The 24,469-nt window shown below is 67.6% G+C and carries 18 protein-coding genes; 10 read left to right on the top strand and 8 right to left on the bottom strand.

Annotated features, from left to right (window positions below; genetic code table 11):
- Nucleotides 1–74: 74 nt before the first annotated feature.
- The 4 genes from E8M01_RS00790 to E8M01_RS00775 all read left to right on the top strand — a co-directional run bounded on the left by E8M01_RS00790 (nt 75) and on the right by E8M01_RS00775 (nt 3,610).
- Nucleotides 75–1,676 carry a sensor histidine kinase gene (locus tag E8M01_RS00790; protein ID WP_170181713.1) on the top strand — a complete coding sequence of 534 codons (1,602 nt, stop codon included), beginning with the start codon at nt 75–77 and terminating at the stop codon, nt 1,674–1,676.
- Nucleotides 1,673–2,287: a response regulator transcription factor gene (locus tag E8M01_RS00785; protein ID WP_136958370.1), complete on the top strand. Its 615-nt coding sequence runs from the start codon at nt 1,673–1,675 to the stop codon at nt 2,285–2,287. The genes E8M01_RS00790 and E8M01_RS00785 overlap by 4 nt, the downstream gene beginning before the upstream one ends.
- A 109-nt stretch (nt 2,288–2,396) precedes the next feature.
- Nucleotides 2,397–2,897, top strand: coding sequence for a GlcG/HbpS family heme-binding protein (locus E8M01_RS00780; RefSeq protein WP_136958369.1), 501 nt, complete (start codon nt 2,397–2,399; stop codon nt 2,895–2,897).
- A 26-nt stretch (nt 2,898–2,923) separates the two neighbouring features.
- On the top strand, nt 2,924–3,610 hold the full coding sequence (locus tag E8M01_RS00775) for an ankyrin repeat domain-containing protein (RefSeq protein WP_136958368.1): 687 nt from the start codon (nt 2,924–2,926) through the stop codon (nt 3,608–3,610).
- Nucleotides 3,611–4,013: 403 nt separating this feature from the next.
- Here E8M01_RS00775 and E8M01_RS00770 read toward each other — a convergent pair whose 3' ends face one another.
- From E8M01_RS00770 to E8M01_RS00760, 3 genes are all read right to left on the bottom strand, one after another.
- Nucleotides 4,014–7,199, bottom strand: a complete 3,186-nt coding sequence (locus E8M01_RS00770; RefSeq protein WP_136958367.1) for an efflux RND transporter permease subunit — start codon at nt 7,197–7,199, stop codon at nt 4,014–4,016.
- A gap of 110 nt (nt 7,200–7,309) precedes the next feature.
- The gene (locus E8M01_RS00765) at nt 7,310–8,464 is read right to left on the bottom strand and encodes an efflux RND transporter periplasmic adaptor subunit (RefSeq protein ID WP_136964378.1); all 1,155 of its coding nucleotides are present in this window, start codon (nt 8,462–8,464) and stop codon (nt 7,310–7,312) included.
- A gap of 288 nt (nt 8,465–8,752) precedes the next feature.
- A complete protein-coding gene (locus tag E8M01_RS00760; RefSeq protein ID WP_136958366.1) occupies nt 8,753–9,595 on the bottom strand; it encodes an alpha/beta hydrolase in 843 nt (280 codons plus the stop codon).
- Nucleotides 9,596–9,804: 209 nt separating this feature from the next.
- Here E8M01_RS00760 and E8M01_RS00755 point away from each other — a divergent pair, with 209 nt between their 5' ends.
- A complete protein-coding gene (locus tag E8M01_RS00755) occupies nt 9,805–10,734 on the top strand; it encodes a LysR family transcriptional regulator (protein ID WP_136958365.1) in 930 nt (309 codons plus the stop codon).
- A gap of 14 nt (nt 10,735–10,748) precedes the next feature.
- Here the strand turns inward: E8M01_RS00755 and E8M01_RS00750 are convergent, their stop codons facing one another.
- Complete coding sequence (locus E8M01_RS00750; protein ID WP_170181712.1) at nt 10,749–11,666, bottom strand: DMT family transporter; 918 nt, start codon at nt 11,664–11,666, stop codon at nt 10,749–10,751.
- Between the two features lie 296 nt (nt 11,667–11,962).
- Between E8M01_RS00750 and E8M01_RS00745 the strand changes: the two genes are divergently transcribed.
- From E8M01_RS00745 to E8M01_RS00730, 4 genes are all read left to right on the top strand, one after another.
- On the top strand, nt 11,963–12,583 hold the full coding sequence (locus E8M01_RS00745) for a hypothetical protein (protein WP_136958363.1): 621 nt from the start codon (nt 11,963–11,965) through the stop codon (nt 12,581–12,583).
- Between the two features lie 156 nt (nt 12,584–12,739).
- The gene (gene recA / locus E8M01_RS00740; protein WP_136958362.1) at nt 12,740–13,819 is read left to right on the top strand and encodes a recombinase RecA; all 1,080 of its coding nucleotides are present in this window, start codon (nt 12,740–12,742) and stop codon (nt 13,817–13,819) included.
- A gap of 241 nt (nt 13,820–14,060) precedes the next feature.
- Nucleotides 14,061–16,718 carry an alanine--tRNA ligase gene (gene alaS, locus E8M01_RS00735; protein WP_136958361.1) on the top strand — a complete coding sequence of 886 codons (2,658 nt, stop codon included), beginning with the start codon at nt 14,061–14,063 and terminating at the stop codon, nt 16,716–16,718.
- Between the two features lie 158 nt (nt 16,719–16,876).
- Nucleotides 16,877–18,058, top strand: coding sequence for a cyclic nucleotide-gated ion channel (locus E8M01_RS00730; protein WP_136958360.1), 1,182 nt, complete (start codon nt 16,877–16,879; stop codon nt 18,056–18,058).
- 217 nt (nt 18,059–18,275) lie between these two features.
- Here E8M01_RS00730 and E8M01_RS00725 read toward each other — a convergent pair whose 3' ends face one another.
- The 4 genes from E8M01_RS00725 to E8M01_RS00710 form a co-directional block, all read right to left on the bottom strand.
- On the bottom strand, nt 18,276–18,719 hold the full coding sequence (locus E8M01_RS00725) for a GNAT family N-acetyltransferase (RefSeq protein WP_136958359.1): 444 nt from the start codon (nt 18,717–18,719) through the stop codon (nt 18,276–18,278).
- Between the two features lie 100 nt (nt 18,720–18,819).
- Entirely contained in the window at nt 18,820–20,871 is a 2,052-nt protein-coding gene (locus tag E8M01_RS00720; RefSeq protein ID WP_246088552.1) for a prolyl oligopeptidase family serine peptidase, read from the bottom strand.
- A gap of 123 nt (nt 20,872–20,994) precedes the next feature.
- Nucleotides 20,995–21,498 (bottom strand): DUF3455 domain-containing protein, encoded by a 504-nt coding sequence (locus E8M01_RS00715; protein WP_136958358.1) that lies wholly within the window; start codon nt 21,496–21,498, stop codon nt 20,995–20,997.
- A 138-nt stretch (nt 21,499–21,636) separates the two neighbouring features.
- On the bottom strand, nt 21,637–22,857 hold the full coding sequence (locus E8M01_RS00710) for an NADP-dependent isocitrate dehydrogenase (protein ID WP_136958357.1): 1,221 nt from the start codon (nt 22,855–22,857) through the stop codon (nt 21,637–21,639).
- A 208-nt stretch (nt 22,858–23,065) separates the two neighbouring features.
- Here E8M01_RS00710 and E8M01_RS00705 point away from each other — a divergent pair, with 208 nt between their 5' ends.
- Nucleotides 23,066–24,265 (top strand): TrmH family RNA methyltransferase, encoded by a 1,200-nt coding sequence (locus E8M01_RS00705; protein ID WP_136958356.1) that lies wholly within the window; start codon nt 23,066–23,068, stop codon nt 24,263–24,265.
- Nucleotides 24,266–24,469: the final 204 nt, after the last annotated feature.

Genomic DNA, 24,469 nt, shown 5'->3' with positions numbered 1-24,469 from the left:
TCCCTCTCTCGATTTGATTGTTCTCTCCCGCTATGCCTTGTTCTGCCGTTCATCATCCGGGGGCGGGAGGGCCTTTGACCGAGACTGCGAACCGCGACATGGCCGTGGAGCCGACCCAGGGCGGGCGATCGGCCTGGCGCTGGCTTGCCGGCTGGGCGGTGGCCTCGCTGATCGCGGCGGGGCTCGCGACCTATGCTCATGTCCAGGCGCTCGATGGTCAGATGCAGGCCGTGGGCCAGACCCTGCACCGGGTGATCTCGCAGCGTGCCGACCAGCATGATGCGCTGCTGACCAGCATCGGCGCCGTCGTCCGCGTGCCCGGGCCGTTGCGCAGCGATCTCGTCGCGGTGCTCGCCGAGAGCGTCCAGCGCTTCTATCCGCGCGTCCGCACCATCGCGGTGGTCGAGATCGGCGCCGAACCCAAGGTCTTGTTCTCGACCCATCCCGACGATGCCATCAATCCGCCCGCAGGCGCGGTCGCGGCGAGGCTTGCAACCGAACCGCCGGGGCGCAGCGTCGTGCTGCCGGGCGCGGCCGGCTCCGGCTTCTACCACGTGGTCAAGCGCGCCGGCTCGGAGCCGCTGGCGCTGCTGCTGACCGTCGATGCGGCGAGGCTGATCGAAGCCGAGCCCGGCATGGTCACGGCGGCGGTTGGCCTGACCGCGGAGGACGGCACGGCGATCGTCGCCCCGATTCCGGCTGGCGGCGCGGTCGCCGGCTGGCGCGGCCCGGTGCTGGACTTCCAGAAGGTCCTCGGCAGCCAGAGCCAGCCGCTCACCCTGTCGCTGACGCGCAATCTTGGCCTGGCCGAGACGGTGCCATTCAGCACCATCGCGGCGATCGCGGCGGCGCTCGGCCTCGTCGCCTGGCTCGGCCACCGTGTCGTGACCGAGCGGCGCAAGGCCGAGGCGGCGCGCCGGCACGCCAGCCTGAGCGCCGACGAGGCCAGGTTCGCCCAGGCGACCCGGGTCAATGCCATGGGCGAACTCGCCTCCGGCATCGCGCATGAACTGGCGCAGCCGATCGCCGCCATTCTCAGCCAGTCCCAGGCCGGCGCACGTCTCGTCCGCAGCGAACCGCTCGACCGCCAGGCGGTGATCCAGGCGCTGGAGGCCAATGCCCGGCTCGCCAAGCGCGCCGGCGCCATTCTCGACCGGCTGCGCGACTATGTCCGGCCCGGCGCGCCGGAACGGCAGCCGACGAATGCGGGCGAACTCGTCGGCCATGTCGTGGCGCTGATCCGCGGCGACGTCGCAGGCCGCGGCGTGCACCTGAGCGTCGGGCCGCTCGCCGCCGATGCCAGCGTGCTGGTCGAGCCGATCGCCGTCGAGCAGGCCTTGCACAATCTCGTCCGCAACGCCGCCGAGGCGGTCGAGGCTTTGGCCCCCGAGCGCCGGCGCATCGATATCTCCACCGGTTTCGACGGCGGCATGGTCGAGATTGTGGTCGAGGACCGGGGACCGGGCCTCGCGCCCGAACTTCTGGCCCGGCTGTTCGAACCGTTCCGCAGCACCAAGCCGAACGGCATGGGACTGGGCCTGGCGCTGTCGCAGCGTCTGGTCGAGGCCAATGGCGGGCGGATCGCCGGGGGCAACCGGCCGGACGGCGGTGCACGCTTCACCATTGCCCTGCCGCTCCACCGGGCCGAGCCGCAGCGGCGCGAGGCCGCGGAATGAGCGCCAGATTCACCGTTTACCTGGTCGATGACGACGGCGACGTGCGCGAGGCTTTGGGCTTCCTCTTGCGCACCGCCGGTTACAAGGTCGAAACCTTCCCCGATGCCATGGCCTTCCTGCGCCAGGGGCCGCCCGGCCATGCCGGCTGCATCATCATGGATGTCCGGATGCCCGGCATGTCCGGCCTGCAACTCCTGGAACAGCTGGCGCGAGACGGCGATCCCCGGCCGGTGGTCGTCATGACCGGCCATGCCGACGTCAATGCCTGCCGGCGTGCCTTCAAGGGCGGTGCCATCGACTTCCTGACCAAGCCGGTCGACGAGAACGCCCTGATCGAGGCGATCGAGGGCATGCGCGCCAGGGCCGAGACCCAGAGCGCCAAGGCTGCGGAGGCGGCGGAAGCGCGCGCCCTCCTGGCGCGGCTGACGCCGAGGGAACGCGAGGTGCTGGACATGGTCTCGCGCGGCTTCGCCACCAAGGAGATCGCCGAAACCCTGGCGCTGTCGCCGCGCACCGTCGACACCCACCGGGCGCATCTGGCCGAAAAGCTCGGCACCACCTCGGTCGCCGAAATGGTCCGGCTGATGTTGGAGGACGCCGCCTCTCGGTAGCGCTACGGATGCCCCTCGGTCGCCGCCCCGATCCACGGTGCCGGGCGCGCGTGGCATCTCCGGTGCCGAAGGCGGCCAGCGGGCTTCGCCTCGGAACCGGAGATAGCTCATGTCGATTTCGCGCCTGTCGATGACCTCCTGCCTCGCCGCCGCCGGCCTGATGCTGGCAACCGCCGCCGGCGCCCAGGTGCCGAGCGAGCGCAACATGCCGCTCGGCCTCGCCCAGGAGATCGCCCAGGCGACGGTCGCCGCCTGCGCCGCCAAGAATTTCAACGTCACCGCCACCGTGGTCGATCGCGCCGGCCTGGTGCGCGCCATGCTGCGCGCCGACCGCGCCGGGCCGCATACCATCGATGCGAGCCGCGCCAAGGCCTATACCGCCGCGTCCGCCCGCAATGCCACCGGCGCCATGGCGGAAGCCGCCGAGCGCAATCCGGCGGCGCGCCATCTCGCCTCGATCCAGGGGTTCCTGCTGCTCGGCGGCGGCGTGCCGGTGAAGGTCGGCGACGAGGTGATCGGTGCGGTCGGCGTCGGCGGTGCACCGGGCGGCCATATCGACGAAGAATGCGCCAATGCCGGCATCGAGGCGGTCAAGGCCCGGCTGCGCTGATCGGCTGTGGCCAAGGGGAGGGCAGCATGCGCCTGACATCCGTGACTGCCCTCCTGGCCGGCCTGGCGCTCGGCGCCATGACCGGAACCGCCGCGGCGCAGACGCCGCCCTCGGCTGCCGAGGTCGCCGCCTATCGGGGCCTGCATGCGGCTGCCGCCGGCGGCGATGCAGCGGCGATCCGGCGGCTGAAACAGGCCGGCGCCGATGCCAATGCGCGCGATGCCGCCGGCCGCACGCCGCTGCATGTCGCGGCCTTTCTGGCCAGGCACGAGGCGATGCGCGCCCTGGTCGAGGCCGGCGCCGATCCGCGCGCGCTGGAGCACCGGCACTATGACATCGTCACCATCGCCGCCGTCGCCGACGATGTCGCGACGCTGAAGCTGGCGCTCGCGCTCGGCGCCGATGCGCGCGCCATCACCAGTCCTTATGACGGCACGGCGCTGATCGCCGCCGCCCATCTCGGCCATGACGGCGTGGTCCGCGACCTGATCAAGGCCGGCGCGCCGCTCGACCATGTCAACAATCTCGGCTGGACCGCCTTGATCGAGGCGGTGATCCTCGGCCGCGGCGGGCCGCGCCATGTCGCCACCGTCAAGGCGCTGGTCGAGGCCGGCGCCAGGCGCGACCTCGCCGACCGCCAGGGCCGCACGCCGCTCGATCTGGCACGGGCCAGGGGTTATCAGGCGATGGTCGAGATCCTCGAGCGGCGGTAGAGGCAGGGGGATGCCCGTCGCCGATCCGGCTCCGGTTGCCCACGGCTTCGTGGGAGAGAGTTCGCGCGCACCACGCGTTTGGCTTCATCCCCATTCGCCAGTCGCCATTCACGCTCCCGGCCAATCGAGCGCAGGGAAGGAAAGGGATCCAGGAGTTGCAGGGGGCGGAACCGACAGGTGGCAAAACCACTCGCGCCGGTTCCGTCGCCCGCGGGCTGTCACGACCGATGAGGCGGCATCAGTCGTTCAAGCCGCTCCTGGACCCCTTCCCATCGCTGGGCTCGCGGGGCGGCCGCGAGAGCGGCTGCCACTGAGCGGGGCTTCATCGTTCCGGTCCGGAGCGCTCCTATGAGGATGAATCACAGGAGCGCTCCAAGCTGTTGAACTGTCGTCCGGTTCCGCCTCAGGCGGCGCTGGCGTCGGCGGCCGCGTGCGGCACCGCGCCATGCAGCTTGAGCTGCCGGTTGCCGCTCAGCGCGCGCAGCAGCACGTAGAAGACCGGCGTCAGGAACAGGCCGAACAGGGTGACGCCGAGCATGCCGGCGAACACCGCGACGCCCATGGCCTGGCGCATTTCCGCGCCGGCGCCGGTCGAGGTGACCAGAGGCAGCACGCCCATGATGAAGGCGAGCGAGGTCATCAGGATCGGCCGGAGCCGGAGCCGGCTCGCCTCGATCGCCGCCTGGACCGGCGTTCGCCCGCCGAATTCCAGTTCCCTGGCGAATTCGACGATCAGGATGGCGTTTTTCGCTGATAGTCCGACCAGCACGATCAGCCCGATCTGGGTGAACACGTTGTTGTCGCCATTGGTCAGCCAGACGCCGGTCATGGCGGCCAAGAGCCCCATTGGCACGATCATGATGATCGAGAGCGGCAAGGTCAGGCTTTCATATTGGGCGGCGAGCACCAGGAAGACCAGGAAGATCGCCAGCGGGAACACCAGGAAGGCCGAGTTGCCGGCGAGGATCTCCTGATAGGTCAGGTCGGTCCATTCGAAGCTGATGCCGCGCGGCAGCGTCTCCTGGGCAATGCGCTGGACCACCGCCTGGGCTTCGCCGGTGGAGAAGCCGGGCGCCGCGCCGCCATTGATGTCGGCGGTGGCGAAGCCGTTATAACGCATGGCGCGTTCCGGCCCGGCGCTGGCATTGACCTTGAGCACGGCGGCGAGCGGGATCATCTGGCCGCTGCCCGAACGCACCTGCAACTGCCCGACATCGTCGGCCCGCGCGCGATATTGCGCGTCGGCCTGGACCCGCACCGAATAGGTGCGGCCGAAGCGGTTGAAGTCGTTGACGTAAAGCGAGCCGAGATAGATCTGCATGGTGTCGAACACGTCGGTCAGGCCGACGCCGAGCTGGCGTATCTTGGTCCTGTCGATATCGGCATAGAGCTGCGGCACGTTGATCTGGAACGACGAGAACAGCCCGGCGAGTTCCGGCGCGGCTCGCGCCTTGGCGAGGAAGGCCTTGGTCGCCTCGTCGAGCACGCCATAGCCCAGGCCGGCGCGGTCCTCGATCTGCAGCTTGAAGCCGCCGATCGTGCCGAGCCCGGCCACCGGCGGCGGCGGGAACATGGCGATGAAGGCCTCCTGGATGGCGGCGAACTTGCCGTTCAGCTGCATGGCGATGGCGCCGCCGCTGAGCGCCGGACTGCGCCGCTCCTCGAAGGGCTTCAATGTGACGAAGACGATGCCGGAATTGGACGAGTTGGTGAAGCCGTTGATCGACAGGCCGGGGAAGGCGATCGCGCTTTCGACGCCCGCCTGCTTCAGGGCGATATCGCTCATCCGGCGGATCACCTCTTCGGTGCGGTCCAGCGTTGCGCCGTCGGGCAATTGGGCGAAACCGACCAGATATTGCTTGTCCTGGCCGGGCACGAAGCCGCCCGGTACCGCGCGGAACAAGACGAAGGTCATGCCGACCATGACGAGGTAGAAGCCCATCATCAGCGCCTTGCGCGAAACGATCCGGCCCACCCCGCCGCTATAGGCTGCCGAACCGCGTGCGAAGGCCCGGTTGAAACCGCGGAACAGCCAGCCGAAGACGAATTCGAGCGCGCGGGTCAGCCAATCCTTCGGCGCGTCGTGGCTCCTGAGCAGCAGGGCGGCGAGCGCCGGCGACAGGGTCAAGGAATTGATCGCCGAGATGACGGTGGAGATCGCAATGGTCAGGGCGAACTGCTTGTAGAACTGGCCGGTGAGGCCAGTGATGAAGGCGAGCGGCACGAACACTGCGATCAGCACCAGGGCGATCGCGATGATCGGCCCGGAGACCTCGCGCATGGCCCGATAGGTGGCCTCGCGTGGCGACAGGCCTTCCTCGATATTGCGCTCGACATTTTCGACCACGACGATGGCGTCGTCGACGACGATGCCGATCGCCAGAACCAGGCCGAACAGGGTCAGCGCGTTGATCGAAAAGCCGAAGACATACATCACCGCGAAGGTGCCGATGATCGACACCGGCACGGCGATCAGCGGAATGATCGAGGCGCGCCAGGTCTGCAGGAACAGGATCACCACCAGGACGACCAGCAGGATCGCCTCGAGCAGGGTGTGGATCACCGCGTCGATGGAAGCCCGGACGAACTGGGTCGGGTCGTAGGCGACGCGGAAATCGACGCCGTCGGGCATGAAACGCTTGATCTCGGCCATGGTGCTGCGCACGTCGTCGGAGATCTGCAGGGCGTTCGAGCCGGGCGCCTGGAAGATGCCGATGCCCACCGCCGCCTTGTTGTCCAGGAGCGAGCGCAGGGCATATTCCGAGGCGCCGAGTTCGAGCCGGGCGATGTCGCGCAGCCGGGTGACCTCGCCATTGGCGCCGGTCTTGACGATGATCTCGCCGAACTCCTCTTCGGTCGCCAGGCGGCCCTGGGCATTGATCGAGAGCTGCAGGTCGAGGCCGGGCAGGCTCGGCGAGGCGCCGACCACGCCGGCGGCGGCCTGGACGTTCTGGGCGCGGATCTCGCGCACCACGTCGCCGGCCGACAGGCCGCGCTCGGCGACCTTCTGGGGGTCGAGCCAGACGCGCATGGAATAGTCGCCGCCGCCGAACAGCTGAACCTGGCCGACGCCATTGATGCGCGCCAGCCGGTCCTTGACGTTGAGGACGGCGTAGTTGCGCAGATAGGTCATGTCGTAGCGGTCGTCGGGCGACAGAAGATGCACGACCATGGTCAGGTCGGGCGAGCTCTTGACCGTGGTGACGCCGAGACGGCGGACCTCTTCGGGCAGGCGCGGCTCGGCCTGCGAGACACGGTTCTGGACGAGCTGCTGGGCCTTGTCCGGGTCGGCGCCGAGGCGGAAGGTGACGGTCAGCGTCATCAGGCCGTCGGTGGTCGCCTGGCTGGACATGTAGAGCATGCCCTCGACGCCGTTGATGGCCTCCTCGATGGGGGTCGCCACCGTCTCGGCGATGACCCGCGGATTGGCGCCGGGATATTGGGCGCGCACCACCACCGAAGGCGGCGCAACCTCCGGATATTCGGAGATCGGCATGACTCTGAGGGCCATCAGGCCGGCGAGGAAGATGAGGATCGACAGGACGCCGGCGAAGATCGGGCGGTCGATGAAAAATTTGGACAGATTCATGGCGTCCTCCCACGATGGGGAAAGCAAAAGGTCAGCTCGTCAGCCGGATGGCTGCGAGGCGGCCGGCCCGCGGGCCGGCCACAGATCAGTTCGAAACGTCGGTCAGAGGCTCAGCGCTGGGCGACCCGCGCATCCATGGCGACCGCCTCGGGTGCGACGCGGTCGCCGGGGCGAATGCGCTGCAGGCCGTTGACGACGATGCGTTCGCCGGGTTTCAGGCCGCTGGTGACGGTCCTCAGGCCGTCGGCCGCACCGCCCAGAACCACCTCGCGATAGGTCGCCTTGTTGTCGGCATCGACCACCAGGACGAACTTCTTGTCCTGGTCGGTGCCAACCGCACGCTCGGAGATCAGCAAGGTCGGCTCGGCGCGCGCCTGGCCCATGCGCAGACGGGCGAACTGGCCCGGCATCAGGGCGCCGTCCGGATTGTCGAAGACGGCGCGCATGCGCACCGTGCCGGTGCGGGCGTCGACCTGGTTGTCGAGCAGTTGCAGCCGGCCGCGTACCCTTTCGGTGGCGCGCGTCGCGGTGAACATCTCGACCGGGATGCGCTCGAGTTCGCCGGCGACGTTGCCACCCGAACCGAGCGAGTTGAGCGCCCGGGCCACCGCCTGTTCGTCGGCGTTGAAACTGGCATAGATCGGATTGACCGAAACCAGCGTGGTCAGCATGGGCGCGCCGGGGCCGGCGGTGATGAGATTGCCAATGGTGATTTCCAGCCGGCCGACGCGGCCGGCGACCGGCGCGCGGACTTCCGTGTAGCTCAGGTTGAGCCTGGCCGACTGCAGTGCCGCCTGGGCGGCGCGCAGATTGGCCTCGCCCTCGCGATAGGCATTGGTGCGCTGGTCGAGGTCGCGCACCGAGACGACGCGCGAATCGAGCAATTGCTGGCCGCGGGCGAGTTCACTCTTGGCCAGCGCCACCCGGGCTTCCGCCGCGGTGACCTGGGCCTCGGCGCGATCGACCTCGGCCGCGAAGGGCGCGGGATCGATGGTGATCAACAGGTCGCCCCGGTTGACCAGCGCGCCTTCGCGGAAATGCACTGATTGCACCGCGCCGGCGACACGGGAGCGGACATCGACCCGCTCCACCGCCTCCAGCCTGCCGGAGAACTCGTCCCAGGCAATCGAATCGCGCGGTTCGACGGTTGCAACCGACACCGGCGTCGCCGGTGCGGCGGCGGCCGGCTGCGGATCCTGGGCGCGGGCCTTCTGGCTCGGCGCGCCAAACACCGCGACGCCGGCGGCAAGCACGCCGGCAACCATCAGGCCGGCGGCGATCTTGCCGCCGAGGCTGGTGCGCTTCGGCGCCGGCGCCTGCGGCTCGTCGACACAGATCGCGGCATGCAGCCTGGCGGTCGCCGGATCGAGCGTGGCTTCGGTAGAAAGGTTCGAGGTGGAAAGGATTTCTGTGGAAACGGCGGGGGTCTTGGCGGTCAAAATATCGGTCACGGTCATCTCCGGGAATGCGGATCGGTCACTCGGTCGGTCACGAAGAAAGACGTTTCGAAGGGCAGGCATTCGACACGTCGATTGAGAAAATTTTCGTCAGGGTCAGGCCCGGACGGGCAGGGGGGCAGAAGCCGAAGCCCGCCGGTGGGCGGTTTCGGCGAAGAACAGAGCGAAACGCTGCCTGAGTTCGGAAACCCAGGGCGCCTTGAGATCGCCGCAGCCGCCGAGCGCGCAGGGCCAGCCGGTCGGCGCGGCCAGGACGTCGCGTTCGGCGGAGACGCCGCAGAGGTCGAGCCGGTCGGCGTAGCGCAGGCTTTCGTCGCGCATCGGATCGTCCTCGGCGGTCAGCACCAGGGCCGGTGCGAGATCGCCGAGCCGCGACGAGCCGAGCGGCGCGGCATAGGGATGGGCGGCCTTGTCGGCCGAACCGAGATAGCCTTGCCAGCCGTCGGCCCATTTGCAGCCGACCGGTCCGGCATCGGCATCTCGGATCGAGCCGCTGGCCAGGCAAGGGTCGAGCATGGGCGACAGCAGGATCTGGCCGGCGAGCGGCGGCGACTGCTGGTCGCGCGCCATCAAGGCCAGGGCCGAGGCGATGTTGCCACCCGATTCCTCGCCGGCGACGTAAAGCCGCGACGACTTGGCGGCCAGCGCGGCGCGGTTGTCGTAGAGATGGACCAGCGCCCGGTAGCTGGCCTCCAGCGCGTAGGGGAAGGGATTGCCCGGCGCGAGCGGGTAGTCGAGCGACACGACCACCGCGCCGGCTTCGGCCAGCAAGGTCGAAATCACCGCGCCGTCGTCGAGCGTGCCGCCGACGAAGGCGCCGCCATGCAGGTGAAGCACCAGGGGTGCGGCACGCTCCGCCCGGCCGCCGCGGTAGATGCGCACGCGCATCGGATCCGCCGTGCCGTTCAGAATGGTGTCGTTGGTCCTGGTGATGGTCATGTGTGTCGAAAAGCCTCTTCGCCAGCACGTCGGGGTGCCAAAATCCGGCGGGCCGGGATGGCCCCGTCATGCTGCGATGCACACGAGGTAGGAACGCTTGTGCGGCCAATAAATAGGCCTAAAATGACTTCATTATTTCTATTGGTGAATAATAGCTCGAAAATGCCGCTCGCTTCGGCAAGGGCCTTCGCGCGCGCGAGGAGATGAGAATGGATCAGCTGGCGGCCATGCGCGCCTTCGTCCGGGTCGTCGAGACCGGCAATTTCACCCGTGCGGCCGAGGCGCTCGACACGCCCAAGCCGACGATTACCAAACTGGTCCAGTCATTGGAGGGCCATGTCCGCACCAAGCTGCTGAACCGGACCACCCGGCGGGTGACGGTGACGCCAGACGGGGCGGCCTATTACGAGCGGGTGGTGCGGCTGATCGCCGATATCGACGAGCTCGACGCCAGCATGACCATGTCGCAGGCGAGCCTGCAGGGTCGCCTGAGGGTCGATGTCGGCACGGCGGCGGCCTCGCTGATCATCCTGCCGGCGCTGCCGGATTTCCACGCCCGCTATCCGGAGATCCAGATCGATCTCGGCGTCTCCGACCGGCCGGCCGACCTGATCGCCGAGGGCGTCGACTGCGTGGTCCGCGCCGGCACCATCACCGACCAGTCGCTGGTCGCCCGGCGCATCGCCGAGATCCACATGATGAACTGCGCGGCGCCGTCCTATCTCGCGCGTCATGGCGAACCACGCCATCCGCTCGATCTCGAGAAGGACCATCACGTGATCGGCTTCATGCATCTGCGCACCGGCCGCGTCGAGACCTACGACTTCGCGTCCAATGGCGAACAGCACGAGATCAGGGCGCGTTATGTCGTCGCGGTCAATGAAGGCAATGCCTTCATGGCGGCAGCGCTCGCCGGCCTCGGCATTGCCCAGGTGCCGGTGTTCATGGCCTATCCCTATCTGCTGGACGGCCGGTTGAAGCCGGTGCTGACGGAATGGGCGACCGGCGTCTATCCGCTGCACGTGGTCTATCCGCCGAACCGGCATCTGAGCAACAAGCTGCGGGTGTTCGTCGACTGGATCGCCGACCTGTTCGCCAGGGACGGCCTGCTGAAAAAGCGTGGCGCGCCGGAGGGGTGAGGGCCGGCCCTGCCTCAGCGCGGCAGGCGCATGCGGATGAAGCCGCCCTGAGCCAGCAATCCACCGGCGATGATCAGCGCGCCGCCCAGCAGCGAACCGATCGAGGGCCAGGTTGCGAACATCACGGCGTCCATGAGCATGGCCCAGAGCAGGCCGAAGAACTGCCAGGGCGCCAGCCGCGAGGCCTCGCTGCGGCGCAGCGCCGCCGCGATGCTGGCGAGCGCCGTCGTCTGGACGAGCGTGAAGAGGACCACCACGCCGAAGGCCTCCCACCCGATCGTGCGCCAGAACCAGATCATGGTGCCGGAGAGGAGGATGACGCCGACGAGCGCCACCTGCATCGCGGTGTCGACGCTGGAGGCGACAGCCCGCAACCGGCGCACCAGCAGCTGATAGACGGCATAGGCCGTGGCGGCGCCGAGCGACGCCGCGATGCCGAGCGAAGCCGCGCTCGCATCCGGCCTGACGATCAAAAGCATTCCGGCAAAGCCCAGGGCGGCGCCGAGCCCGCGGCCGAGGGAAATCCGCTCGCGCAGGACGAGGCCGCCAAGCGCGGTCAGCAGAAGCGGCGCGGTGAAGCCGAGGGCGGAGGCGGCGGTCACCGGCATCATGCTGTAGGCCAGCACAGCCAGCACGTTCGAGCCGACGAGTGCCGCGGCGGCGGCCCGCTGTTCCCAGGCGCGCTGCGGCCGCCACAGACGGGCCCAGGTCACGCCACTGTCCGGCCAGGGCATGGCGGCGAGGCTGACGGCCAGGACCAGGGCGCAGCGCAGGAACGTCACCTGCAGGGCGGTGAGCCCATGGGTGTTGACCAGGGCCTTCGACAGCGAATAGCCGAAGACATAGAGCAGCCCGGAGAGCAGCACGAAGCCGATGGCGAGCACCGCGGAAGCATCCGGCGGCCGTTCGGTCTTCGCTGTCTCAACCGTCACTCGATCGCTCCACGCGCCCGACGGTACAATGCGCCGCCCGGTGATCCCGGGTACGGGCCGATAGCTGCGACGCCAAGGGAAATCCGCGCGATGACCGGCCAGGCATGGCAGCCGCGCGGCGCGGGCAGTCAAAAAATCACATTGATCTTGTGCGTGAACGCGCGGGACTATGACGGTTTCTGGCGGATCGAGACATTTGCCCGCGGGATGCGGCGGCTCGGGCATTGCAGGCATGGTCCGGCCCGGTGCGCGTCGCTGGCGCTCCGAGACGCGCGGACAGGGGCCGATGTGACGTGATGCCGGCGTTCGGTCAGATGGCGATCGGGTCCCGGCAACTGGAGCGGGGACGCGAGATCTCTTTCGTCGCGAATGGGGCGATGTCTATGAAGCCTTGGATCATCCTCGCCCCGATGGCCGCCTGGCTTGCTTGCCAGGTCGCGACGGAACCCGCACATGCGCAGCCATCGGCGCCTGCCGACAACCGCCCGAAGATCAATACCCTGCGGGAGATCGGCCCGGCGCTGCGCGCCTGCTTCAGCACGCCGCAGGTGACGCGGTCCTACACGGTCACGATCAGAATGAGCTTCAACCGCCGGGGAAGCCTGATCGGCAGGCCTGCCGTGACCTATTCGGCGTTCGAGGCCGGCGGCGACCGGGAACAGGTTGCCGCTGCCATTACCGAGGCTCTCCGCAGATGCACGCCACTGCCTTTCACGGATTCACTGGGAAACGCCGTCGCTGGCCGGATCTTCACATTCGTGTTCAGCCAGGCCGCGCGAACGCGGGCGGCGCGCTTTCGCGCCCCTCCACTCGAGGGCTCTCTTGCGTCAGTCATACCCGCACCGACAGGGTATTCCCGGCACTGCCGCGCGACCGCCGCGAAGCTTCCATCGGGCCTTGCCGTCCGTCAGGCTTGAAGTCGTTCTCGGCCGAACCGGCGTGGTCGAGCTTCCGCCCGATCGCCAATTTTCCGGGAGAACAAAAAAAGAACTTGTTGTTAAGAACAAACCGTGTACGGTCGATTCATCGACGGAATCCCGCCATACCCCTTGCCGCACGAAGGAGCTCAAGCCATGAGTCAGGCCGCACTGCGACTCGTTGAAGGTTCTTCCATGGATAAAACCAAAGCGCTCGACGCCGCCCTGTCCCAGATCGAGCGGGCCTTCGGCAAGGGTTCGATCATGCGGCTCGGCAAGAGCGACAAGTCGATCGAGATCGATACGATTTCGACGGGGTCGCTGGGGCTCGACATCGCGCTCGGCATCGGCGGCCTGCCGCGCGGCCGGGTCATCGAGATCTACGGGCCGGAATCGTCGGGCAAGACGACGCTGGCGCTGCACACCATTGCCGAGGGCCAGAAGCGCGGCGGCACCTGCGCCTTCATCGACGCGGAACATGCGCTCGACCCGGTCTATGCCCGCAAGCTCGGGGTCAATCTCGACGAATTGCTGATCTCCCAGCCGGATACCGGCGAACAGGCGCTGGAGATCTGCGACACGCTGGTGCGCTCGGGTGCGATCGACATCGTGGTGATCGATTCGGTGGCGGCGCTCACCCCGCGCGCCGAGCTCGAAGGCGAGATGGGCGACAACCAGCCGGGCATGCAGGCCCGCCTGATGAGCCAGGCGCTGCGCAAGCTGACCGCCTCGATCTCGAAATCCAACACCATGGTCATCTTCATCAACCAGATCCGCATGAAGATCGGCGTGATGTACGGCTCGCCGGAAGTCACCACCGGCGGCAATGCCCTGAAGTTCTACGCCTCCATGCGCCTCGACATCCGCCGCATCGGCGCGATCAAGGAGCGCGAGGAGGTGGTCGGCAACCAGACCCGCGTCAAGGTGGTGAAGAACAAGCTGGCGCCGCCGTTCAAGCAGGTCGAGTTCGACATCATGTATGGCGAAGGCGTGTCGAAGATGGGCGAGCTGATCGACCTCGGCGTCAAGGCCGGCGTGGTCGAAAAGTCAGGCGCCTGGTTCTCTTATGACAGCCAGCGGCTCGGCCAGGGCCGCGAGAACGCCAAGTCCTTCCTGAAGCAGAACCCCGACATGGCGGGCAAGATCGAAGCGGCGATCCGGCAGAATTCCGGGCTGATCGCCGAGAAGATCTTGGGCGAGGTCGAGCCGGATGCCGACGGCGAAGAGCCGGTGTGACGGCGCGCCGCCATTCGTCTGATCGAGATCAAGGCCGGGTTCATCCCGGCCTTTTTTCATGGCCGCCACGGCCGCTTTGACGACGCATCGGCCGGTCGCGGCGGCGGTTCGGGAGGCCTGCCATGGCGCCGGCAGCGAGCCATGATGAAATCCGGGTTCCCACTGGGCGCGAAAATGCTCTAGAAACACCGGCCAATGCGACATCGGACGGCGCTTCCCGTCCCAACACTCAGTTCGGGCCATGACCGGCGTCAACCAGATCCGCAAGACCTTTCTCGATTTCTTTGCCAAGAACGGCCATGCGGTCGTCGACAGTTCGCCGCTCGTGCCGCGCAACGATCCGACGCTGATGTTCGCCAATTCCGGCATGGTGCAGTTCAAGAACGTCTTCACCGGCGTCGAGAAGCGGCCCTATTCGCGCGCCACCTCGGCGCAGAAATGCGTGCGCGCCGGCGGCAAGCACAATGATCTCGACAATGTCGGCTATACCGCCCGCCATCACACTTTTTTCGAGATGCTCGGCAATTTCTCCTTCGGCGACTATTTCAAGGACCACGCGATCGAACTCGCCTGGAACCTGATCACCAAGGAATTCGAACTGCCGGTCGAGCGCCTGCTGGTCACCGTCTTTTCCGAGGACGACGACGCCTTCCAGCTGTGGAAGAAGATCGCCGGCCTGCCGGATTCGAAGATCATCCGGATCCCGACCTCGGACAATTTCTGGCGCATGGGCGATACCGGCCCGTGCGGCCCGTGTTCGGAAATCTTCTACGACCATGGCGACACGATCTGGGGCGGCCCGCCGGGCTCGGCCGACCAGGACGGCGACCGCTTCATCGAGATCTGGAACCTGGTGTTCATGCAATACGAGGATCAGCCGGGCGGCGAGCGCATCGTGCTGCCCAGGCCCTCGATCGACACCGGCATGGGGCTGGAGCGCATGTCGGCAGTGCTCCAGGGCACCCATGACAATTACGAGATCGACCTGATGCGGGCGCTGATCGGGGCCAGCGCCGTTGCCACCGGCGTCGAGCCGGATGGCGAGCACAAGGTCTCGCACCGGGTCATCGCCGATCACCTCAGGACCTCGTCCTTCCTGGTCGCCGAGGGCGTGCTGCCGTCCAACGAGGGCCGCGGTTATGTCGCGCGCCGGATCATGCGCCGCGCCATGCGCCATGCCTCGCTGCTCGGCGCCAAGGAGCCCTTGCTGCACAAGCTGGTGCCGGTGCTGGTGCGCGAGATGGGCCAGGCCTATCCGGAGCTGGTGCGCGCCGAGAGCCTGATCGCCGAGACGCTCGAGCTCGAGGAGACCCGCTTCCGCAAGACGCTGGAGCGCGGCCTGACCATTCTCGACGACGAATCCAAGGCGCTGGGCGAGGGCGCGGTGTTCTCCGGCGATACCGCCTTCACGCTCTACGACACCTATGGCTTCCCGCTCGACCTGACGCAGGACGCGCTGCGGCCGCGCGGCATCGTGGTCGACACGACGGCCTTCGACGCCGCCATGAAACTGCAGAAGGACAAGGCGCGCGCGGCCTGGGCCGGTTCCGGCGAAACCGCCACCGACACGGTCTGGTTCGGCATCAAGGACAAGACCGGTGCCACCGAGTTCCTCGGTTACGACACCGAGACGGCCGAGGGCCAGGTTCTCGCCGTGCTCAAGGACGGCGCCGAAGTGGCTGAGCTGAAGTCCGGCGAGGCCGGCCTGGTCATTCTCAACCAGACGCCGTTCTACGGCGAATCCGGCGGCCAGCAGGGCGACCGCGGGCTGATGACGGCCGAGGGCCTGCGCGTGCGCGTCACCGACACGCAGAAGAAGCTCGGCGACCTGTTCATCCACGCCGTGATGGTGGAGGAGGGCAGGCTGAAGCCGGGCCAGGCGCTGCAGCTCGAGGTCGACCATGCCCGCCGCGGCGCGATCCGCGCCAATCACTCGGCGACCCATCTCCTGCACGAGGCGCTGCGTCAGGTGCTCGGCGACCATGTCGCGCAGAAGGGCTCGCTGGTGGCGCCCGACCGCCTGCGGTTCGATTTCTCCCATCCGAAGCCGATCAGCGACGAGGAGCTTGCCCGGGTCGAAGACATCGCCAACCGCGTGCTGCTGGAAAACGCGCCGGTGGTTACCCGGCTGATGGGTGTCGACGACGCCATCGCCTCCGGCGCCCGCGCGCTGTTCGGCGAGAAATATGGCGACGAGGTCCGGGTGGTCTCGATGGGGCTGACGCCCGAGGGCTCGAACGCGTCGGGCTGGTCGGTCGAGCTGTGCGGCGGCACCCATGTGGCGCGCACCGGCGACATCGGCCTGATCTCGGTGGTTGGCGAAAGCGCGGTCGCGGCCGGCGTGCGCCGTCTCGAGGCGATGACCGGCGATGTCGCCCGGCACCATCTCGGCCAGCAGGCCAGGAAGCTCGACATGGTGGCCGGCCTGATGAAGGCGCCGGTCGCCGATATCGAGGCGAGGCTCGAAAGCCTGATCGAGGACCGCAAGCGGCTCGAGCGCGAATTGTCGGACGCCAAGAAGAAGCTCGCCATGGGCGGCGGGGGCTCGGATGGCGGATCCAACATCAAGGACGTCGCGGGGGTGAAATTTTTCCGTTTGTCGGTATCCGTCGATGCGAAGGATCTGAAAGGTCTGGTCGACGAGGCCAAGGCGAAGGTCGGCTCCGGAGTCGTCGCGATCGCCAACAGCACGGCCGACGGCAAGGGCGGGATCGTGGTTGGCGTGACGCCGGATCTCACGTCGCGCTTCAATGCCGTCGATCTGGTCAAGCTCGGTTCCGAGGCTCTCGGCGGCAAGGGCGGCGGCGGCCGGCCGGACATGGCCCAGGCCGGTGGCCCGGACGGGTCCAAGACCGAAGAAGCTCTTGCCGCGATCGAGGCCGCGCTCGCCGCGGCCTGACGCCCTGGACCCGTTGCCCTGGACCCGTTGCCCTGACTTGGCCGCCCTGACTTGGCCGCCCTGACTTGGGCGTCTTGACTTGGCCGTCTTGACCCTTGGGCATGCCTGCGGGCACCCTTCCGGCCGGCGTTGAGCGCCTTGACCGGAGGGACGGGCGGATGGATGGCATTTCGCTTCGGCGGAAGGTCTATGAGGCGCTGGACCGGGGCATGGTCGGCAACGGCGTCACCGACGCCGTGCACGGGGTGCTTATTGGCCTGATCCTGGTCAATGTCCTGGCGGCGGTGCTCGAATCGGTGCCGGCGCTGGCAGCGGCCCATGCCACGCTGTTCAAGGCGATCGAAATCGTCTCGGTCGCGGTCTTCACCGTCGAATATGCCGCGCGGCTGTGGAGCGCTGTGGAGCACGCGCCGCTCGCCGGCCAGTCGGGGCTCAGGGCGCGGCTCGGCATTGCCGCGTCGCCCGCCATGATCATCGATCTCGTGGCGATCCTGCCGTTCTATCTGAGCCTCGCCGTCGACATCGACCTGCGTTTCCTGCTGCTGTTGCGGCTGCTGCGCTTCCTCAAGCTCGCCCGCTATTCGCCGGGCTTCACCAGCCTGATCGACGCGGTGTGGAACGAGCGGCGGGCGCTCGGCGCGTCGCTGCTGATCTTCCTCAGCGCACTCTTGTTCGCCGCCTCCGCCATGCGGCTGGCCGAGCACGAGGCCCAGCCGGACAAGTTCGGCACCATTCCGGATGCCATGTGGTGGGCGGTGATCACGCTGACCACCGTCGGTTACGGCGACGTCTATCCCATCACGACGGCCGGCAAGATGGTCGCCGGCGTCACCGCCATGCTCGGCATCGCCATGCTGGCGCTGCCCTGCGGCATCATTGCCACCGCCTTTGCGCGCGAAATCCAGCGGCGCGATTTCGTGGTGACCTGGAGCATGGTCGCCGGTGTGCCGCTGTTTTCAGGGCTGGACGCAACCGCGGTCGCCGACATCATGCGCGCGCTCAGGAGCGAGACCTTCGAGCCGGGCGAAGTCATCTGCCGGCGCGGCGAGCCGGCCCATTCCATGTTCGTGGTGGCCGAGGGCGAGGTGCTGGTCGAGGCCGACGCCGGACGCACGGTGATCGGGCCCGGCCAGTGTTTCGGCGAGGCGGCGGCGTTCGAACGCGCCACCCGCGGCGCCACCTTGCGGGCGCGCAACTGGGTCAAGGTGCTGTCGCTCGATACCGCCGACCTGCATCACCTGATGCAGGAAAATCCGGCCATCGGCGTGGTCATCCGGGCGGTCATCGAGGAATGGCGCGCGCCGGCCGGGGTTGGCTCTACGTCATCCCCGGCCGACTGAGCGAAGCGAAGGAGGGGAAGGGGATCCAGGAGCCGCAGGGCTGAACAGCGAAGCCGCGAAATCTCCGGGACGGAAGCGCCAGCCGACAGGTTTGTGCGCCGAAAGCACGGCCTGTCGACTCCTGGATCCCCTCCCCCCGCTTCGCTCGGCCGGGGATGACGTAAAGGACGCGGAAACCGGCAGGGGCGGCCCGGTCGAGCCGCCCTGGTTCGTCCGTTCAGAGGATCTTGCGATATTGGATGAAGCCGGATTTGTCGGCGATCCGGTCATAGAGCAGCATGGCGTGGTCATTGGTTTCGTGGGTCAGCCAATGCACCCGGCTGGCGCCCTGGTCCTTGGCATAGGCATAGACCGCCTCGATCAGCGCCCGGCCGGCGCCGCTGCCGCGCACGGCCGGATCGACGAACAGGTCCTGCAGGTAGCAATAGTCGCCAACCGTCCAGGTCGAGCGATGCAGGATGGTGTGGACAATGCCGATCATGCGGTCGCCGTCGAAGGCGCCGAAGGCCCGCATCGGCTCGCCGGCGTCATGGAAGCGCTGCCAGGTGGCATCGGTCGTCGCTTGCGGAATGTCGGTCTTGTAGAAGATCTGGTAGCCGCGCCAGAGCGGCTCCCAGGCGGCGCGGTCGGCCGGCGTCAGCGGACGGATGGTGACAGGCATGGGCTTTTCCTCCTGGGCCCTCCCATGCCGTGTTTTGCCGCTCCCCGTCCATCGCCGAAAAGTGATTGCAGGAATGAGCGCCGCTGATCGCCGCGGCGGCTCAGCCCGTGCGCTCCGCCGCAATGGTATGGCGGAGAAACGAGAAGCCGAGCGCCGTGGTCGCGGCGATGGTTGCCGAATCGACCGCGCCGCTATGGCCGCCGGCCACCGTCTCGCGCAGCCGGACCGGGGCGCCGGCCTGTTTCAGCCGCGCCACCATCTTGCGCGCGTGGCCTGGATGGACCCGGTCGTCGGTGCGGTTGGTGGTGATCAGGGTCGGCGGATAGGACCTGTCCTCGCGGACCAGATGATAAGGCGAGAAGTCGCGGATGAAGGCCCATTCGGCCAGGTCGTCCGGATCGCCATATTCGGCGATCCAGCTCTGGCCGGCGAGCAGCCTGGTGTAGCGTGCCATGTCGAGGAGCGGCACCTCGCACCAGATCGCACCGAACAATTCGGGATAGCGCGTCAGCATATTGCCGACCAGAAGGCCGCCATTGCTGCCGCCGCGAGCGGCGAGCCGCGCGGGCGTGGTGACGCCGGTCTCGGCCAGATGGCGGGCGACACTGGCGAAATCGTCATGCGAGACATGTTTGGTGGCGCGCCTGGCCGCCTGATGCCAGCGCGCGCCGAACTCGCCGCCGCCCCGGATATTGGCGACCGCCAGCAAGTGGCCGCGTTCGAGCCAGAGCTTGCCGGCAAGGCTCGGATAAGCCGGCGTGACGGCGATCTCGAAGCCGCCATAACCGCTGAGCAGGGTCGGGCGCGGGGTGGTGGAGCCAAGGTCGCGCCCGACCAGGAAATAGGGGATCTGCGTGCCGTCCTGCGCCGTCGCGTGCTGTTGCCGGACCTCGATGCCCTTGGCGTCGAAGCGGTGCGGCGCCTGCTTGAGCACGGCCGGCGCGCCGGCGCCGGTCCATAACGACAGGGTCGGCGGGCGATCGAAGGCCATGGTGGTGAGTATGATATCGGTGCCGAGATCGGGATCGTCTTCGCCGCCGAGGGGCGCGATCGAAATCGCCGCATTGTCGGCGAGCCCGGCCATCGGCGTTTCGACCCACGTGCCGCCTTCGGGACGGGCGAGCGCCACGCGGCTGCGCACCTGGTCGAGAATGTCGAGCACCACGCCATGGCGGGTCTCGACCCACTGCTGCAGCGCGCGGGTCGGCGTCGGCGCGAAGACGATGTCGAAGGCGCGGCTTCCGTCGATGAATTGCGCGAGATCGAAGGCCGCCAGGGCGCCGGCCGGGATGATCGCGCCGTCAACCGCCCAGTCGCGTTTCGGCTGGACGAGCAGGCGGCGCGCATAGATCGACAGCGAGATTTCCTCGGGCAGATCCAGCCGCATGCGGGCCTGGCCCCGCCGCTCGATGAAGGTCTCGGTCCGGGTGAAGTCGATCATGCGGGTGAACGACACATATTGGTGGCCCGGGCGATGCTGAACGTAAAACCAGGCGGCGACGTCCTGTTCCTCGACCGAAAAGATCGTCTCGGCGGTCTCCAGGGGGTCGCCGCGCCGCCAGCGCCTGACCGTCCGGCCATAACCGGCCCGGGTGATGTTGGCGGCGCCGATCGCTGCCGAAACCAGCAGCGTATCGGCATCCTGCCAGCTCGCCTGGCCCTTCGATTCCGGGATCAGGAAGCCGCCCTCGACGAAACGCCTGATGCCGAGGTCGAATTCACGGGTCTCGGCGGCGTCCGAGCCGTCGGGCGACAGGCGGACCAGCGCCCGCGTGCGGTCGGGCGACAGCACCGCGCCGCCGAAGGCCCAGGGCCGGGCTTCGGCCGCGCCGAGCGCGTCCAGGTCGATGAGCACGTCCCAGTCGGGCTGGTCGGTGCGATAGCTGTCCAGCGTCGTGCGCCGCCACAGGCCGCGCTTGTGGCTCTCGTCCTGCCAGAGATTGTAGAGATGGTCGCCGACCCGCCCGACAAACGGGATCTTGTCCTGGGCATTCAGGATGGTCAGGGCGGTCGCGACGTCGGCTTCATAGGCGGCGCCGCGGAAGGCCTGGTCGGTCAGGCGGTTTTCCTGGTCGACCCAGGCAGTCGCCGGCTCGCCATGGATGTCTTCGAGCCAGAGGAAAGGATCGTTGCCGCCACCGGGAAAGTTCATGCCGTGATCCATCGCGCTGCGAGACACAGAAAACCCGGCATGTCGCCGGGCCCATCATTCGATCAGATGATGTGGGCCGGGCACCGGCCAGGCGCAACCCCGACCGGCCGAACCGGTCCCGGATCAGCGGCGGCGCAGGAACACGTAGTCGGAGGTATAGGGCACGCTGCGGAAGCTGCCGGCCCGCTCGCAAGCGCCGGTGGCGACGCCGCCAACGGTCTTCAGCCGCTGGACCGAGCTTGCATCCGACAGGGCGCCGGTGCCGCGACGCTCGACGACGCTGAGCTTGAGGATCGGGATGTCGTTCGGCCGCGTGCCGGGCGCCCGGCCCGAAACCCGCCCTTCGACCAGACTGCCATCGGCAAATTCCCAGCGCGGGCCGGCATAGTGCCGTCCAACGGTCTGGCCGTCTCGGATGAGGGTCGCGACCGGCTCGCGGAATTGCCAGGTCAGCTGGCCCGACGCCCCGGCCTTGCATTCATAGACCTGCACGCCCTCGGCATGGACGGTGGTGATCTCGACTTCGTTTTGATCCGCGCCCACTTCCGCGGGCAAGGTCTGGGCGATCGCAGGTCCGGCGAGGGCGAGGCTCGCGCCGGCCAGCAGCAATTGACGAAAACGGTTCATGGCAGTTCTTTCACGGTCATGCGCCCAAAAGCCCGGCGGATGTCACCACCCGCCGGGTTTCGTCGTCAAGGCGTGAACGGGCTCAGGTCCCGGACGTCAGTTCCGGAACTTGAGCTCCGGAACTTGGGCCCCCGGACCTCAGGCCCATTTGCCCATGGCCGCCGACAGGTTGTCGGAGACCTTGTCGAGGAAGCCGGTGGTCGACAGCCACTTCTGGTCGGCGCCGACCAGCAGCGCCAGGTCCTTGGTCATGTCGCCGGCTTCCACCGTATCGACGCAGACCTTTTCCAGCTCGTCGGCGAAACGCTTCAGCTGGGCGTTGTCGTCGAGCTTGGCGCGGTGCGCGAGGCCGCGGGTCCAGGCGAAGATCGAGGCGATCGAATTGGTCGAGGTTTCCTTGCCCTTCTGGTGCTCGCGGTAATGGCGGGTCACCGTGCCGTGGGCGGCCTCGGCCTCGACGGTCTTGCCGTCGGGGGTCAGCAGCACCGAGGTCATCAGGCCGAGCGAACCGAAGCCCTGGGCGACGATGTCGGACTGCACGTCGCCGTCATAGTTCTTGCAGGCCCAGACGTAACCGCCCGACCATTTCAGCGAGGCTGCCACCATGTCGTCGATCAGGCGGTGCTCGTAGGTGATCTTGCGCTTGTCGAACTCGGCCTTGAATTCGGCGTCGAAGATCTCCTGGAAGATGTCCTTGAAGCGCCCGTCATAGACCTTGAGAATGGTGTTCTTGGTCGACAGATAGACCGGATAGTTGCGCTGCAGGCCGTAATTGAACGAGGCCCGGGCGAAATCCTTGATCGACTCGTCGAGGTTGTACATGGCCAGCGCGACGCCGGCGCCCGGCGACTTGAACACCTCGCGCTCGATGACGCTGCCGTCCTCGCCGACGAATTTGATGGTCAGCGTGCCCTTGCCGGGGAACTTGAAGTCGGTGGCGCGGTACTGGTCGCCGAAGGCATGGCGGCCGACGATGATCGGCTGGGTCCAGCCGGGCACTAGGCGCGGCACGTTCTTGCAGATGATCGGCTCGCGGAAGATGACGCCGCCGAGGATGTTGCGGATGGTGCCGTTCGGCGACTTCCACATGTCCTTCAGGCCGAATTCCTTCACGCGCGCTTCGTCCGGCGTGATGGTGGCGCATTTGACGCCGACGCCATGCTTCTTGATGGCATTGGCCGAGTCGACGGTGACCTGATCATTGGTCGCGTCGCGATGCTCGACGCTGAGATCGTAATATTCGAGATTCACATCCAGATAGGGGTGGATGAGCTTCTTCTTGATGAGGTCCCAGATGATGCGGGTCATCTCGTCGCCGTCGAGTTCGACAACTGTACCCGCGACCTTGATCTTCGACATGGGTCGGCCTTGAGAGCGCATAGCGGAGGAGGACTCAGCCACGGTGCATCCGGACATGCGCCCGAAAGATCCAGCGCTCCCGTGACTGGCGCGTGCCTCTTAGCAGAGCTTGGCGACGGGTATAAGGGCCTACAAAGTCGGAGACGCCGCGACAGGCCGGCCATTCCCGTCTATAGGCTCGCGCCGCCCGTCCGTTCGAAAGACCTCAATGCCCGGTATCGACATCACCCGCCTCGCCCAGGAAAAGGGCAGTCCCGTCATCATTCTCGTCGAGCCGCAAATGGCCGAGAATATCGGCACGACCGCGCGCGCCATGGCGAATTTCGGCATGGCGCGGCTGAGACTGGTTGCGCCGCGCGACGGCTGGCCGAACGGCAGGGCCTATCCGGCGGCTTCGGGCGCCAACAAGATCCTCGACGAGGTCGAGCTGTTCGCGACGCTTGACGACGCGATCGCCGACCTGACGCTCGCCTATGCCGCGACCGCGCGCATGCATGGCCAGGTCAAGCCGGTGGTCGGCCCGCGCGAGGCGGTGACCGCCATGCGGCCCCGGATCGCCGGCGGCGAGACCGTCGGGGTGATCTTCGGGCGCGAGCGCAACGGCCTGCTCGCCGAGGAGGTGGCGCTGGCCGACGCCATCCTGACCTATCCGGTCAATCCGGACTTTTCCTCGCTGAATCTCGCGCAAGCCGTGCTGGTGCTGGGTTACGAGTGGTTCACCCAGGCCCATGACGCGGCCTTGCCCTTCGCCATGATGGAACGGTCCAAGCCGGCCGCGAAGGCGCAGTTCGCCGCCTTCTACGCCATGCTCGAACGCGAGCTCGACCGGGTCGATTTTTTCCGTCCGGCGGAGAAGCGCGACAGCATGGTGGTCAACCTGCGCAACATCATCCAGCGGATGAACCCGTCGCGCCAGGACCTGGCGACGCTGCACGGCGCGATTTCGGGGATTGCCGAGGGCGCTCGCGGGCCGGCACGCTCCGGCTCGCTCGACAAGGACGGCGCCGAGACGCTGCGCTCCATGCTGGAACGGGCCGCCACCGACAAGAGCGGCGCCACCGCGCCGGTGCGCGGCATCGCCCGGCTGCTCAGGCGCAACCCGACGGAGGCCGAGCGGCTGTTGTGGGAGGCGATGATGAAGGACCGGCGCTTCGCCGGACGCGGCTTCCGGCGCGCCGTGCCGATCGGTCCGCATGTCGTCGACATCGTTTCGTTCGACCTGCGCTTGGTGATCGATTTCGAACCGCTGACCCAAAGCGAGGCGGCCGCGGCGAGCCGGGCCGAGAAGCGCCAGTGGCTGGCCGAGCGCGGCTACCAGGTGGTGATCCTGCCGGCGCGCGAGGTCGAGGCCGACCTTGCCGCGGCGCTCGACCGGCTGGCCGAGATCGTGCCACGCGGGGAGGGGTAGGTTTTCGGGTCTCTTGTTACGTTGCGTAAACCATTCGCATGACCTTTCACGAATAGTGCCAAATTTAAGCGAATTGACCGGTTTTTCGACGATCGGATTACGAGGTTCTTAAAGGGCTTTTGGCTAGGACGACGGGGTATTCGCCATTGGTTTTCGTTCCCCGGATCGTCCCGACATGTCCCTCTTCGGCCCCTTCTTCGGCGC

Source organism: Phreatobacter stygius (assembly GCF_005144885.1).
Lineage (GTDB): Bacteria > Pseudomonadota > Alphaproteobacteria > Rhizobiales > Phreatobacteraceae > Phreatobacter > Phreatobacter stygius.
This window is presented reverse-complemented; position numbering and strand designations above follow the sequence as displayed.